Origin of the sequence: Devosia sp. BK, from assembly GCF_032907385.1 — a bacterium.
In the GTDB taxonomy this organism is placed as follows: domain Bacteria; phylum Pseudomonadota; class Alphaproteobacteria; order Rhizobiales; family Devosiaceae; genus Devosia.
Genome location: NZ_JAIMBX010000009.1, coordinates 1 through 14,359, shown reverse-complemented (window position 1 = coordinate 14,359; position 14,359 = coordinate 1). Strand labels below are relative to the sequence as shown.

Annotated in this window: 11 protein-coding genes; 5 read left to right on the top strand and 6 right to left on the bottom strand. The window is 55.7% G+C overall.

The window, feature by feature from the left end; translation table 11 throughout:
• Positions 1-59: 59 nt before the first annotated feature.
• Complete coding sequence (locus tag DevBK_RS20670; protein ID WP_317186888.1) at positions 60-665, top strand: hypothetical protein; 606 nt, start codon at positions 60-62, stop codon at positions 663-665.
• Positions 666-905: 240 nt separating this feature from the next.
• Here the strand turns inward: DevBK_RS20670 and DevBK_RS20665 are convergent, their stop codons facing one another.
• Complete coding sequence (locus DevBK_RS20665; protein ID WP_317186887.1) at positions 906-1,394, bottom strand: cupin domain-containing protein; 489 nt, start codon at positions 1,392-1,394, stop codon at positions 906-908.
• 566 nt (positions 1,395-1,960) lie between these two features.
• Between DevBK_RS20665 and DevBK_RS20660 the strand changes: the two genes are divergently transcribed.
• Both DevBK_RS20660 and map read left to right on the top strand, forming a co-directional pair.
• Positions 1,961-2,170 (top strand): ParD-like family protein, encoded by a 210-nt coding sequence (locus DevBK_RS20660; RefSeq protein WP_317186886.1) that lies wholly within the window; start codon positions 1,961-1,963, stop codon positions 2,168-2,170.
• 1 nt (position 2,171) lies between these two features.
• A complete protein-coding gene (map, locus tag DevBK_RS20655) occupies positions 2,172-2,945 on the top strand; it encodes a type I methionyl aminopeptidase (RefSeq protein ID WP_317186885.1) in 774 nt (257 codons plus the stop codon).
• Positions 2,946-3,469: 524 nt separating this feature from the next.
• Here the strand turns inward: map and scpB are convergent.
• Positions 3,470-4,132 carry an SMC-Scp complex subunit ScpB gene (scpB, locus tag DevBK_RS20650; protein WP_317186884.1) on the bottom strand — a complete coding sequence of 221 codons (663 nt, stop codon included), beginning with the start codon at positions 4,130-4,132 and terminating at the stop codon, positions 3,470-3,472.
• Positions 4,129-5,085: a DUF1403 family protein gene (locus DevBK_RS20645; RefSeq protein ID WP_317186883.1), complete on the bottom strand. Its 957-nt coding sequence runs from the start codon at positions 5,083-5,085 to the stop codon at positions 4,129-4,131. The genes scpB and DevBK_RS20645 overlap by 4 nt, the downstream gene beginning before the upstream one ends.
• Positions 5,086-5,210: 125 nt before the next feature.
• Between DevBK_RS20645 and DevBK_RS20640 the strand changes: the two genes are divergently transcribed.
• Positions 5,211-6,251, top strand: coding sequence for a tyrosine-type recombinase/integrase (locus DevBK_RS20640; protein WP_317186882.1), 1,041 nt, complete (start codon positions 5,211-5,213; stop codon positions 6,249-6,251).
• Between the two features lie 477 nt (positions 6,252-6,728).
• On the opposite strand, the gene repC is transcribed toward DevBK_RS20640, so the two are convergent.
• The 3 genes from repC to repA form a co-directional block, all read right to left on the bottom strand.
• Complete coding sequence (repC, locus tag DevBK_RS20635; RefSeq protein ID WP_317186881.1) at positions 6,729-8,048, bottom strand: plasmid replication protein RepC; 1,320 nt, start codon at positions 8,046-8,048, stop codon at positions 6,729-6,731.
• Between the two features lie 152 nt (positions 8,049-8,200).
• A complete protein-coding gene (repB, locus tag DevBK_RS20630; RefSeq protein ID WP_317186880.1) occupies positions 8,201-9,277 on the bottom strand; it encodes a plasmid partitioning protein RepB in 1,077 nt (358 codons plus the stop codon).
• Between the two features lie 42 nt (positions 9,278-9,319).
• Positions 9,320-10,501 carry a plasmid partitioning protein RepA gene (gene repA, locus DevBK_RS20625; RefSeq protein WP_317186879.1) on the bottom strand — a complete coding sequence of 394 codons (1,182 nt, stop codon included), beginning with the start codon at positions 10,499-10,501 and terminating at the stop codon, positions 9,320-9,322.
• A gap of 606 nt (positions 10,502-11,107) precedes the next feature.
• Between repA and DevBK_RS20620 the strand changes: the two genes are divergently transcribed.
• On the top strand, positions 11,108-14,212 hold the full coding sequence (locus DevBK_RS20620; protein ID WP_317186878.1) for a hypothetical protein: 3,105 nt from the start codon (positions 11,108-11,110) through the stop codon (positions 14,210-14,212).
• The last annotated feature ends 147 nt before the right edge of the window (positions 14,213-14,359 follow it).

Here is a 14,359-nt window from a genome sequence, read left to right as displayed (position 1 = left end):
AAGCTATTCCTTGAGCGTAGAAATTGCCGGTATGACCGGTTACCGAGGAAGATCCTTAAATGACCACGCTTCGTAAGGCGCTTGCCGCCACAGCCATTCTGACCAGTGCTCTGCTCGCTGGTACTACAGGCTTCGCCGCCGCTGCGGAAAGCCAGGAGATTACCAATCTGACGCATTTCCACCTGATCGATTTCATTGGCTGGAACAACAACAACATGGACGTGATGCGCGCCTATCATGGCGCGGAAGTTGCAGTTGACATGGCTGGCTTTCATACTGACGGCCTCGATGCGCATATTGCAGCTCTTGAAGGCATGCAGAATGCTGGCACCGCCAAGATCGTTCAGCATAGCCCCAATGTTGCGCAAGGTGAGTGGACTGCCGTAGTTGGCTTTTCGGCATCAAGTCTTGCGACTATTGGCAAGTGGAAGGACGGCGTACTGACGGAAGAACATCTATTTCTGCGCCCCCTGTCGGCCGAAGAAACAAAATCGGTGGACATGTCCAACCCCATCATTGTGATCACGACACCAGACGACGCTGAATTGCGCGCTGCAACAGGCGCAGAAGCAGGATGGAGCGCGACCATGGTCGACGGCTATGCGGTGTTTACACAGACCTTGGACGGGAAGGTGACTCAGCAGCTCGGCTTCGCCAGCAAATAAACCTCCATTAGCTGAGGCACTCCAATCGTAGGGCGCAGGTTTTCCTGTGCCCTACCAGCTATTTGAAAAAATTAGGCGCTTACGGTGGTCTTCCTAGAAAAGAACGAACAAGAGTATTTCTCGCGCTGCAATCTTTGAGGACCGCCTGTCGATGCGGCACAGCACCAGCATCTGAATTGAATTTGAACAATATTTTTTGGGTTGGATGAGGATACAGGCGGTTGAAAACTTTCAACGTAATTATTTTGGGGTGAGACGTGCAATTAAAGCAGCATGTTGCGGGAAAATCGCGATTAACTCGTCTCTAGACTTGAGGATCATGTCGTCCATTTCCCAGCCAGGCGCCACCACCTCGCTGACAAGACCAAACTCGCCTTTTGTCAGTTCGGCAGATTTCCAGATGCCGCCGGCGACAGCAAGTTGTAAGCGCTGACCAGATGCCAGATCTGGTCCTAAGACCACACTCTCGTATCTGCCATCCGGATGAATCAAATGGTAGGTTACGGGTGCACCCATTTGGTAGAACTGTATGCCGTCCGAATATTTTGTATGAAACCCATCGATAGGGGAGTCGTCGGTGAGCATGTAATAGATGGCTGTCATGGTGCTGCGCTGCCCACGATCGGTGACTATCGGAGTTCTATGGCTCGCTCTGAAGGTTTCCTTGAAATAACCGCCTTCAAAATGAGTACTAAGCCCCAAGGATGCGATTATCGACGCCTTATCCATTCAATTCACCATTTCTAGAGTAGAGTTGCCACGCACGACCAACGAGTAAATAACTCGCTCGGTGTCTTCAAGGGCGGTGACGTTGCCCCTAATCTCTCTCCAGCGTGAAGTAAGCAAGGGCGGTTGGTTCGGTAGATTTTGCCGGAGTTAGCAATGGACGCTGGCGCGGAGTTGGCCACGGAGAAGAGCGACAAATCCTACGCGTATCAAACGTGCAGGAGTGATCCAACCCAGCCGCGAACGAGTTCGGTGCAGATTGTAATCTGCCTTAGAGGACATCAGAGCGCCCCTAACGGGAGAGATCGCGAGCAAGTTTGACTACACCACTTCGTCCCAGTGCGGGCGTTCAATATCTCGATTAGCGCTGCCGTTGGGTGCCACTAGCTTTCCGCCGCTCAGGCATCAAAAACTATAGGCGGGAGTGGCACCGGCTACCGCTCCTAGAACTGCACCGTGAGAGCTCGGCATGCAGAGCCACTGAAATCTCACGGATATACGGGCGGGACACGTCGACATTGCTATATGAATCATATACGAACCGTATAGTCGGCAATGGAGGATTTTGCGTGGGCATTGTAAAAATCGAGGACGATCTTCATGAAGAGGCCCGTCGAGTAAGTGGCGTAATGTGTCGGTCGATTAATGCCCAAGCCGAGTTTTGGATGAAGATAGGCATGCTTGCGGAAGCCAACCCAACGATGTCATTCAATGACATCGTCAAAATGCAGTTGGCACTTTCTCCAACCCATCCTGTCTCAACAATGGCAGCAGCTTGAGATGGTAAAATCGTCCGATGAAGTTGAGTTGATGCGCAAATCTGGGCGGCTGCTGGCAACGGTTTTCGAGATGCTCGACAGGCAATGTCTCGCAGGGATGTCAACCATGGAGGTCAATGACCTCGTCGAGCAGTTCATTTTGATTGATCTAGATGCCAGGCCGGCCAGCAAGGGTCAGTACGGATTCAAATATGTTCTAAATTGTTCAATCAACAACGTTGTCACCCACGGTGTGCCGTCCGCCGACGAGATTATTAGAGATGGAGACATCGTCAATCTCGACATCACACTCGAGAAGGGTGGTTTCATTGCCGATTCCAGTAAAACCTACATCGTTGGCGTCGTTCCACCAGCGACCAAGCGGCTGGTTCGAGTTGCCCAGGAAGCTATGTGGAAAGGTATCGGAAAGGTAAGACCGGGAGCACACGTCGGGGATATAGGCTTCGCGATCGAACGGCATGCGAAAAAGTGTGGCTACTCGGTTGTTCGAGAATATTGTGGCCATGGTATCGGGCGTGAAATGCACGAGGATCCGCAGGTGCTGCACTATGGAAGACCTGGAACAGGCTTGGTATTGCAACAGGGCATGGTATTCACCATTGAACCGATGATCAATCAAGGTACGAGGAACGTCGTCACCCAAAGCGATGGCTGGACTGTGGTCACTAAGGACCAGAAGCTTTCAGCGCAGTTCGAGCATACCGTCGCCGTTACCAGAGGTGGCTTTGAAGTCCTGACCTTGCGTCGAGACGAAACTCCCAAGCTATATCTCTGATTGGCGAAGTGTGATCACTGTCGCTCAGAGCAACACAGCACCACGGTGTGCGCCCACTCTCATGCAGCGGGCGCTAAGGAGGAGTTCTAGGGACGTTTTTGTCGAAGCCACTGCGGCTTTACGAGCAAAATCCACGCCCATTCAGACGGTAAAGCGCGCCATCTTGGCTTTATCCTCTCCGGCGGCGAGGACTGCCACTACAAAGTCGTCGATAACCTGATCGCCGCGCTGGTTGTCAAGACCAAGCTCATGCTGGCTGATATGGGCTATGACAGCAATGCCGTCCGCGCCAGTGTGTTGCTCAAGGAATACTGCCGGCCATACCGCCTAAGGCGAACCGCAAAGAGGCCATCGCCTGCGACTTTGGAGCCAATAAAACCGCTACCGGTCGAGCACTTGTTGAACAATTCAAGCGTTTCCGACGCATCGCAACCCGATATGACATGGCTGCAGTCTCCTTCCTCGGCTCCCTAGCCCTCGCCGCCGCAAAGCTATGGATGCCAAGTTTGGCAACGGAGCCTAGCCTATTCGTCAAGCGGTGCGACTGGGATGCTTACGTCCCCACCCGGTTGTCTCAAAAGTCCTGCGTCCTCTAGAGCCTCAATTTCAGGTAAGTCACGAAGGGAATTGAAGCCGAAATGGCTAAGGAAGTCTTTGGTCGTCACATAGGTGAACGGCGCCCCCGCCGCCGGGCTGCGCGGCCCTGCTGTGATCATATTTTTGTCGCGGAGAGCCCCAATCACGTCACGCGACACTTCACGCCCCAAGACTTCTGACACCCCTGCCCGCGTCATCGGCTGATGATAGGCGATCGACACCAGCACCATGGCTTCGTCCTGGGTCATAGCGACCAACCGGTCAGGCGCCGTCGCAGACCTGGCAATGGCATCCGCGTAGGCAGCTCGGGTGCGGAATGCCCAACCTCCGGCGATATTGACAACGTCATAAGGCTTACCTCGCAGCCCTTCGCGAATATCGTCAATCAGTAAGTCGATGCTGGCGGTGCGTCCAACGACCTGTACCAAAGCTTCCCGTGCCACCGGCTTTGGCGCTGCGAATAATACGGCTTCGATCCGGTTCATCCACTCGCGCCAGCGCATGTCGGCAGGCATATCGATCAGTTCGGCATCGAAGATCGGTAGTTCGGCATCTTTCCGTTTACCCCTAGCCATCTGTTTTGCCTTCACAAGCCATAGAGCCGAAATGTAGGCCGGCCACTGAGCTCGCGCACCGCACCCAAGTCACCCAGCCGGTCAAACAGTCGCCGAGCCCCACGGGCCGACATTTTTGGACTGGACCAGGACCCCGGCACCGCGTCGTCCGACAGTAGCAGTTTGAGGACATCGGCAGAGCCCTTGGCGCGCAACTTCGGCGCCACCGTCGTTAGTTTCGCAGCCCGCTGCGCCAGCTCTATCCCAAGATCACAGGCCTCTGCCGCCGCCGTGGCGTAAGCCAAAAACACCGCCCTACCCCAGCCTTCGCCGCCGGGCCGGATTCGCTTACGGTGTTCGCCTGATTTGAAGACCGGCGCCGACACCTGCCCGATCAGCAGCGGCACCGGAACAGGCCATCTGAACTTCTGAGCGAGGAGCATATCGGCAAGCCAGAAGCCAAACAATTCGGCATCGGGTCGGGCTCGATAGACGGCGGCGGCTACTTCGGCCGCCAGCACCGGCGCCGGCCGCGACGACACGACCATGTCCTCGGCATTAGCCACCACTTCGGCGAGGGCATCATCCCAATGCAAATCAAAATGCCGTTCCGTGACCGGACGTAATGTTTCCGCGTCAAACCCGATGGTGCGGCTGGCCAATCGACGCCAAGCCGCCAAAATGTGGCCCGCGGGCCCCGGGTCATCGCCGACGCTGCGCAAATAGTGCGTGTCGCGGAGGGCAACTTCGTCCTCGCGCCGACCGGCCAAATTCACCGCAGCAGCAGCGTTTTTCAGCGCCAGACGCTGCCGCCAGACGCCGGCCCAGACAAAGTCAGCGCGCACCAGATTATCCAAGGAATTCAGGGCTGTGCCTGCCAAATAGGCCGCGTCGGCATCGTGTAAAACCAGTCCAGGTGACCGCGCCCATACCGGGACCCTCGGCACCAACTGTGCATCAACAGCTAGCAAATCAACGAGTGATTTCATGCAGACAAATTAACATTATACGGCGCTTAATACCATACATTAGCCTCCTAAGCGCCTCACTTGTCAGCGGATTCTCACGTCCGATAATCTTGCATTATTGGACGCATCGTGATGAACATCGATCCATGGCCAATTCCCCGCTTCTAGACGACGAAAAACTGCCGGAAACGGTATCTTTTAGCGAAATCGACGTATCGTCGTTGGCGGAAACCGCACGCGAGTTCGCGCGCCAATCAGCAGCCGAGCATACGAAAACCGCTTACAGCTCAGATTGGCGGCATTTTCAGAGCTGGTGCAGGCGAAAGGGCTTCGATCCACTCCCCCCCTCCCCCCAAATCGTCGGGCTATATATTGCCGATTGTGCGGCGCCGTCGTCTCCAGGCGCCAAGGCGCTATCAGTCTCGACCATCGAGCGGCGTCTTTCAGGGATAGGCTGGAATTTTACCCAGCGAGGATTTCAGTTCGAACGAGCAGATCGTCACGTCTCCACCGTCCTCGCCGGTATTCGACGGACACTTGGACGCCCCCCGGTTCAAAAGGAAGCTCTGAGCGCGGACGAGCTGCTCTCGATGATTGATACCCTTGGCTATGACCTTCGCGGCTTGCGGGATCGGGCAATTCTCCTCATCGCCTACGCGGGCGGGCTGCGGCGTAGCGAGGTCGTCGGCCTCAATGTTCGATTGGAAGACATCGACGAAGGGGGGCACGGCTGGGTGCAGGTTCTGCCAGAGGGCGCCATTCTCCGCTTCCGGAGCAAAACGGGCTGGCGCGAAGTCGCTATCGGCCGCGGGTCATCGGACAGGAGCTGCCCCGTCGCAGCACTGGAAAAGTGGGTGTCGTTCGCCCGCATCGAGCGCGGGCCCATCTTCCGAGCTATTCTGAAAGACGGAAAGACCGTTGATGTCGAGCGCCTCTCGAACAAGCATGTTGCGCGTCTGGTGAAGCAGACCGCGGAAGCTGCCGGCGTCCGAGGTGACCTCTCGTTCGTTGAACGAAGCCTGGCTTTCGCTGGCCACTCGCTCAGGGCGGGGTTGGCCTCCTCAGCCAACGTTGACGAACGCTATGTCCAAAAGCAACTGGGCCACGCATCGGTGGAAATGACTCGGCGTTATCAGCGAAATCGAGACCGCTTCAAAATCAACCTGACAAAGGCTGCAGGTCTCTGAGAACGCAAATCAAACGCCTGATGTCGGGCCCCCCTACCACCGTCGACGTTTCCGCCAAGCATGACGGAACACTGGCACGCCCACGAGCATGAAGACAGCGAGCGCTGCCAATATCAGCCACCGTTCGATCCATTTAGCGCTTCAACTGCGGTGCAGATTGTTTGCGCGTACTCACTACATGTCGCGCGCCCTAGAGCATGACCGGTTATGGTAAACGCAGGCCTAATATTGTGTCTGCCGTCCCCTCGGCCACACGACCGCTGATCGTACCTGACACATCCAACTCAGAGCCGGCTCCGGCCCTCCTGAATTGCCATGGTGATGTAAGCACCGCTTACCAGCCGTCGATTGGAGGCCAGTCGCCATTGCGCTAGTCTGCAGCGCCTATAACCTGTTGGAAGTTTGCAGTTCATGGGCGCACTCCGCTTGAGACCCATGCCCTCGGCGGGGTGCTTTTTTTAGCAAAAGAACACCATCCTATTTCTCAGTTCCGAGCAAACGCTGACGCAAGCTGTCGCTCACCGCATTCGCATATGGCGCAGAGCTTGGCCCGCTTGGTCTCCCCTCCCCTGCTTCTGAGGGTTTCGAGCCCTCATCAAGTTTAGCGCGGATCAACGCCAGGATCATCGGAAGGACCGAGAACTTGTTTTCTCGAGCACGGACCGTGAGGTTGCGCAGATACCCACCCGGACTACGGATGGCATCCTGCTTCTGGTAAATCGCCGCAAGCACAATGGCCGCTTCCCTTTCTCCCATGGCCTCGCAGGCATCATTCCAGGCACTGGGGCTAATACCCAAGACTGGTCGGCCAACTGCAATGACCGCCATGAAATCCCGCCAGTTGCGAATTTCCGCTTCACCTTTCGAGAGCCACCTGACCTTCGGACATGCCTCCAGGACGGTATGCAATGGCAGATCTCGCTTCGGCAGGCTCTTCACATTGTCGGAGTCAACGGCCACGTCGCTTTCTTCTTCTTTTTTTCCTAAGCCGCTTTCAGATTCGTATTTAGGTTCTGGGTTTGAATTCTGTCTGTGGCGCTCATTTTGAGACTCATTGGCGTTCAGATTCTGAGAATTGATGAAGTTCTCCAGGACATTACGCACTTCTGCCCAAAGCTCGTCGAGCGCATCAGTAACGCTGACAATGACCGGACGGGCTGCCGATCGCGGAAGGGTTGCGATGATGGTCTGATACCGTGCAAGCAATGAACCCCAGTCTCCTGGAACACCCTCTTCAAGGCCTGCACCGATCATCTTGGTGATGTCACGGCGTGTTAGGGTTAACCTCGCCTTAGCGTCGCGCAAGGCAGATCGCTCTTCGCGGATGCCGGCGGCCAGGTCCTTGAACTCGACAGCGCGGGCGACCAGCGGCGAGAGGTCGAAACCATAGGCCTGCTCTACATCTCCATCGAGGGTCTTACGGGCAAAGCGCTTTCCATTGGGGCTGTCCCGGCGGATGACCAAGCCACAGTCGACCAGGTTCGCCAAGTGCCGGCGAAGGGTTGCCGGCGACATGCCATAGGCTCGATTGATCAACTGGGCATTCGATGGCCAGACGATCAGCTCGCTGTCGCCATAGAAGGCCGTCTCTGGATGAAAGCTAAGCAAAGCATCAAGGATCGCCAACGCCCTATCAGTGGCGCCGATGGCCTCTCGGGCCTCCTTGATGTCATGAAAAACGTGCCACTTGTGCACTGACGCTTCCGGAGCTACCGCGCTTGCCTGCATCTGGTTTGCCACCATGGCGAGCGACATCGATCGCCGCCCAAAGGGCGTCGTTACGTGTTGAGACCTCATTTTCCTTCACCTCGCTTAAGGCAAAAGAAGCTGGCTCGCCGAAACGGCGCTAAACACGCTTGACTGGGATTCCGGGAAATGCGATTCTCTGATCACCACAATCGAGAAGGCCTTCGGAACCTAGAGTTTCGGGGGCTTTTTTCTTTTGCGAGCTATGCTCCGTTTTCAGTTGCGTTCATTTCCTGCCGGAAATTCTCGTAGAGCTCATCGAGCCTATCGATTAGAAAGTCGCCAAACGCCCGGGCGTCGGCGCTGCTCGCCTTGATCGCCAGGTTAAACCTGCGGTCGTCTGACACCAATTCTGCGGCGACCCGCTGATCGCTCGGCGACCAAGCGCGCTTGCGCGGCGCTGATTTCGGCTTTGACCGACGAGAGTTCGATGACTGAACCTTTTGCAGCAAAGTCAGAAAACGATCGTCGCTGGAGTCGAGTGCCGTGAATTCGTCGCTGGTGCTGAAGGCGATTGCGAGTTGCAGATTGGCCGGATTATCGAGGAGCTTGCGCAAGGCAACCCAGCGTTCCCGGCCGATCTTTTTTGCCGGCCCAATGGCTTCAAGAAAGTCTTGAGGCAGGGAGGCAACACCCAGCATGGTCGACAAGGTCGTGGGATCGACACCCAGTGCCCGGCGCACGATGTCATTCCCATTGCCATCATCGAGGCGAAGAGCGATCAGGTTTCGCGCGTAGAGAGCCTTCTCGATAAAGGAGAGGTTAGAGCGCGCGGAGTTCTCTTGGCCCTGAGAGATGACATGGTCGATATCGGCCAGTTCCTTGACGACTGCCCGAACATTGCGGCCGAGTTCTCGTGCCACCCTGAGCCGGCGATGCCCGAACACCACCATATAGCGACCGGACGACTTCGGATGTGGCCTGACGAGGATCGGCGTATCCTGGCCTCGATCGCGAATGCCGTCGCGCAGTAGCGCGTAGTCTTGCCCCTCTTCCTCCAACAGCCGGTCTGACACAAAGGAAATATCAATGAGTGCGGGATTAATCTCAACGACCGCCTGCCCAGCTAACAGCTTTTCGGCATGAACGCCGATTTCAGCTAGCGCGCCGAGCATGCTCTTGCTGGCGCCCTTTGCCGTGTAGTTCAAGGTCCGGTCAGAAATGTGCTCCGCCGCGCCAGGTGTCTGACTGTCATCATCCATCAGGTTTGCGAAAGGATTTTTCCTAGCCATTTGAGAACCCCTCCCTCGACATTTCAAAACCAAACCGACGTAATCCATTGAAATTACGTCTAATTTTACTCAAATTCGCAGCTGCGAAACTCATATCCGGCCCCAGGTCTTATGGATAAGGCCCTGGATCTCAAAATTCACTGCATCCAAACACTCAATCGCACGGTCATAGGTGTCGCGATTGAACCTGCCTTTTTCGATCTCGTAGATTGTCTGCTTGGTCAAACCCGCATCAGAAATCGCAGTGCTCTTCACCATGGGTGTCGATAAGATTTCGCGGGGCAGCATGGACTGCATAAACCCCAGCATCTGAGTCTGAGGGACATCGCCAGGCTCAAATCGGGTAACCAGATATCGAAGCCAGTCGATATTGAAGCTTGCGCCTGCCGCTTTGACCGTGCGGGAAAGATTGCCCAGCATGATCAGGAATTGGGACATGCTCATCAAGTCGAGCATGGCCGGGTGTACCGTGATGAGCACCGAGGTGGAAGCACTCAACGCAGACAGGGTCAGATAGCCTAATTGCGGCGGACAATCGATCACGCAGACGTCGTAGCGGTCGTCGATTTCAGCAAGGCTGTTGCCCAAGCGGGTGTAGAAACGCTTGCCTTCGCCTGATTGCATCGCCAGCGGCGTTTCGTACTCGAACTCCTGCAGATCGAGATTTGCCGGCACGATATCGAGGGTTGGAAAATTTGTCGGCCGGATAACGTCGGCGAGCGGCATACGCTCGTCGTCATATCGCAGCGCATTGTAGAACGAGGGGTTATCGTCGATCTCAGGCTGGAAGCCGAACAGTGAGGTGAGGGAGGCCTGTGGATCCAAATCCACCGACAAGACCCGGTGGCCAGTTAAGGCAAGGTGTTGCGACAGGTGAGCAGCCGTCGTCGTCTTGCCCGAGCCACCCTTGAAATTGACCACGGCCACGACCTGGAGCTTTTCGCCTCGCCGGCGATAGGGCAGGTAACGGCGAGCGCTTTCCGCTTTGTCCTGATCGAGAAATTCGCGAAGCTGCTGAACCTGTTGGATCGAGTAGAAACGACGCCCCCCGGAAGCTTGTTCAGGTTCCGGGCCTTTCTTTTCGATATGCAGGCGCTTTAGGTTTGATTGCGACATACCGAGATAGTGTGCGACCTCACCCATCGTGAACTTGCGGAGCGTTTTCTGAGCATCCGGCGGAAAAGTTTCCGTCCGAAGTTGATGAAGCCTGCGAGAGATTGCGGCTCCTTGGCTCAGGATCGTGTCATCGAATTCAAAACTGGAAATCGACATATTCCGCCGGGGGTCAAAAATAACGACAAATCGGAATAATTCTCCGAATTGCCGTCAGTATCGCCGATTCTACGTTTTCGACAACGTTTTTAAGGTTAACGAACCCTAAAGTAGGGGAGGCGACAGATTTTTGTCCTGGGGACACTAACGGTTACACATTCTCGCATCGTCGGCGCTGCTCACGCCCGCCGGTCGCAGTGACGTGCCGGCTAGTGGGTGACAATGACTTGCGTTGGGAGCTAAGCGGCAAGCTGACACGGCGCGGCCCGCGGAATCTCTCTCCAAATCCGACGACAGAGTAGGGAAGGGCGATGTGCTCACACGACGTTCACTTTTGTGTTCGTTCGCTCAAATCATCCGTTTATCAACCGTCGTTTGAAGACCAGAGCGCCCGCCGCTTTCGTGCCGGTAGCGGACTGTATTCTTCCGGAACCGCATGATGAAAAGCGGATCCTAGCTGACTTTACTAGTAAGAGGGGGCCTACGAATCTACCCGCTCATAGGTTCAAACACTCAGCTCGCTGCAGGTGATTGATCTGGGGTGTTCCAGTTGTCTCGGCGCTCCTGCCGTGGAAAATAGACGCGTTGTAGGGGACGTTGATTCATATGACCGAAAAAGAGTTCTTTGATATTTTGATTGTCGTTCCTCTTGAAGAGGAAATAGTCCAGGTTATGGAGGTCTTTCCTGGCACAGACAATCGATCCACCGAAACGTCGTTCCGTTATGTAGTCGACGCTGGCGTGGACGGTCTTCGGGTCTTGGTCGTTCAGCAAGACGGCATGGGTAAAGCATACGCGTCACGGGCGGTGAAGGACTCGCTTGCCGCATATGATTTTGGGATGATCACGTGCATCGGCATCGCTGGATCGCTAACCGATGATCTGCGGCTATGCGACGTGTGCTATTCGGAAGACATTCTGGATGTCACTGAGAATGCGAAGGTCGAGGACATCGAGAGTGGAATGGACATCTCGCTCTCGCCAACCTACTACGACACGCCAGCAGAGTTTGCTGCTGCGATCAATTTCTCCCGCCTCTTTCCGGATCTCCGGCCAGACTATGTAAAATGGCAGAAAGAAGCAGAGGCACACGGGAAGACCCTGCTGCCTAACCCCGTTCTAGAGCGCGACGGAAAAGAGAAGCAACTCAGCGCGCCTAAAGCCAAGAACGGCATGATCGCCTGCGGGCTTGTCACAAAAAGCGCGAAGTACAATGCCAAGATCGTAGGTGTCGAACGCAAAGTACTGGCGATCGAGACGGAGTCGGGCGGTATTTTTGACGAGGGCAAGCAAGCTAGCGTTCCGTGCCTCACCATTCGCGGTATCTCCGATCACGCCGACAAGAATAAGGGCAAACTAGAAGCTGAGACCGGCGAAAAGGTGCGACAGATCGCAGCCAGGAACGCCGCAAGGTTCTTCCGGCTGCAGTTGCAGAACGCTCACTTTATCGCTGCACTGCGCAAGGCCTGCGCGAACCGTCAGCTGCCGCTAGACCTGGGAAGGATCCCTGCGCCGGCCCCGGCAGAGGACCTCACCAGCACAATCGCATCGATTGACAACCTAATTGACGAGAGACTCCGAGAGCTTTCCCCTGAGTTTCGCCTTCAAGTCAAAGGGTACAAGCTTCCCGTACCTCGGATCAGGGAGGTGCACTACGCGAGCGGGCTCGGTCACAATTTTTCCTCTGACCCGGTGGAGGTGCGAGAAGCGCTTGAATCGGAGAACGTTGTTCTTCTGAGCCTGTCCCGTACGTATCCCGACTACAGCCTGCCTTGGGTCATCGCGACCGATCTGCTCACGGCAGAGATCGGAGGCAAGCAGGCCATACCCGTGGTGGTGAATGGCGACCGGATCCGTCCACCTCATGGCGGTCTAGTGTCGGCCTCCGAATACCAGTTTCCAGTACCCGAGGATGTCGACGGAACGCAGCTGGTTTACATAATCAACGAGATCCCGCTTGAGTCACAGACCCGCATCCGCTTCCTCGAAGCTGAGATGAAGCTGAAGCCTAACGCTAAGTTCGTAATCATCACTCGGAACGAGACGAACCTGGTGGCAGAGAGCGAATTCTCCAGCGCCGTAGGGGCAAGTTTCTATCACCTCACCGGCGTCTCCTTCCTGGAAATCGCCCATTTCGTGCAAAAGAACTTTGAGATCACGGCTACGGAAGCCGAAGTGATCGCGCTTCGTCTCCGCGACACGTTCCGGCACTTCGATCTCTCGGCACACCCCACCTATTTCGCGGGCATCAGCAAAGAGGTCCTTACGTCGCTGCTTCAAGCGAACCGTCGCGCCGAACTCATCCAGTTGGCTGTGGACGGGTTCCTGACCTTTGTGGTCGCCGGAGATAAGGCGAAGGTAAAGCTAAGTCGCACCACTCGTGCGAAGTTCCTCCGAACGATCGCAGCTGAGATCCATATCGAGAAGCGTTCTTTCAATCAGGCTGAGCTCATCGAGTTTGCCAAGACGTTCGCCGATCTGAAGCACTTTGAGATCGATCCGATCGCGTTCGTCGGTTCATTTGTGGACAGCGGCGTCCTGCACTTTGAGACCGATGTAGCGAAGTTCTCTCTGCCCTTCATCGAGTCATACCTCTTGGCGGTAGAACTTGTAGAGAGCCCGGACAAGGCGAAGGTCTATTTCGACCTGTCACAGAGCGTCTTCGACGTTGGCACGTTCGATCTCTACGCAGAGTTGGGGGCCTCAGAGGACGTGGTCAACAGCGTCATCGACGCCATGGCGGTATCTGTCGAGAATTTCGGCCTAGCCGAGGATGAAGTGCATGTATTGCTGAAGAACGAAATCCGACCATCTTCGATGAAGAGCCTTCAAAGGCTAGAGGGCCTTCAGAAAACTATGCAGCGGACTGCTGAAGAAGTTCGACAGGGCAAGGGTGACACCGACAGAAAGCAAAAGATCCTGGACGTTGCGGATCGCGTACGTGAAACGGCCGTCGACAAATCCGGATTTGGTCGCAATGAGGCGGGTCCCGCAAAAAGCGATGCTGAGATCAAGGTCGAGTTCGCAGTAAAAAGCTGGGCGGTGGGGACAACCCTGTTGGGCGCAGGTGCGGAAGACCTCAGTGGCGACACAAAACAAAGGCTTGCAGAACTCTTAGTGGAGCTTGGCGGGGTCATCGTTCATCGATGGACCACTGCCAATGCCTCGGTGGACTTCGAGCAGATCAAGACAGAGTTGACCTCGGACGAGTCGATTGCACAGATGGTTGGTGACTCTGGCAACAACGTCACTGACATGAGGGAGAAGGTCGAGGGCGTCGTCGACATCCTGGAGTTCGCGTTCCTCGCTGAACCTACTCGCAGAATACTCGGACACCTGTGTGAAGGTGCGCGGCAGAAGGTTCTCGCAATTAGCGTCGAGCGTGCGAAGCACGAGGGCTTAGTCAATGAGCTGATCCACGGAGCGTGGCTGAGCGACATCGAGAGCGAGCGCGGAGAGAAGCTTCTAGCCGAGACCGCAAAGAACCTTCCGAACTCGCCGTTCCTGCGTGTTGTTCTTGCGACGCACTTGTTGACGCGGGTCTATTGGAACCACTGGCGGAAAGAGGACAGGCTCAAACTTCTTGATCTTGCAGCAGAGGTCATCAAGCCGATGACACAGATCGATAAGGGTAAGATACAGAGGTTAGTGAAGAAAGAGCTCGGGGCTCCCAAGCCTCCTAGAAGGCGACGGAGACCACCTCACGGCTGAGAGAACGAAAGCCCCCATTGGGGCTGACGTTGCCCCCTGCGCCTAATCCAGTTTGAAGTAGGCTCTGGCCCATCAGAAGGACCAGAGATGAAGCGAACCAGGTTCACCGAAGAGCAGATCATCGCGATCGTGAAGGAGCAGGAGACC

Excerpts from the sequence above, each read along its gene's own strand:
- DevBK_RS20670 (WP_317186888.1), top strand. The coding sequence starts at position 60 with ATGACCACGCTTCGTAAGGCGCTTGCCGCCACAGCCATTCTGACCAGT.
- DevBK_RS20665 (WP_317186887.1), bottom strand. The coding sequence starts at position 1,394 with ATGGATAAGGCGTCGATAATCGCATCCTTGGGGCTTAGTACTCATTTT.
- map (WP_317186885.1), top strand. The coding sequence starts at position 2,172 with ATGGTAAAATCGTCCGATGAAGTTGAGTTGATGCGCAAATCTGGGCGG.
- DevBK_RS20645 (WP_317186883.1), bottom strand. The coding sequence starts at position 5,085 with ATGAAATCACTCGTTGATTTGCTAGCTGTTGATGCACAGTTGGTGCCG.
- DevBK_RS20640 (WP_317186882.1), top strand. The coding sequence starts at position 5,211 with ATGGCCAATTCCCCGCTTCTAGACGACGAAAAACTGCCGGAAACGGTA.
- repC (WP_317186881.1), bottom strand. The coding sequence starts at position 8,048 with ATGAGGTCTCAACACGTAACGACGCCCTTTGGGCGGCGATCGATGTCG.
- repB (WP_317186880.1), bottom strand. The coding sequence starts at position 9,277 with ATGGATTACGTCGGTTTGGTTTTGAAATGTCGAGGGAGGGGTTCTCAA.
- repA (WP_317186879.1), bottom strand. The coding sequence starts at position 10,501 with ATGTCGATTTCCAGTTTTGAATTCGATGACACGATCCTGAGCCAAGGA.
- DevBK_RS20620 (WP_317186878.1), top strand. The coding sequence starts at position 11,108 with ATGACCGAAAAAGAGTTCTTTGATATTTTGATTGTCGTTCCTCTTGAA.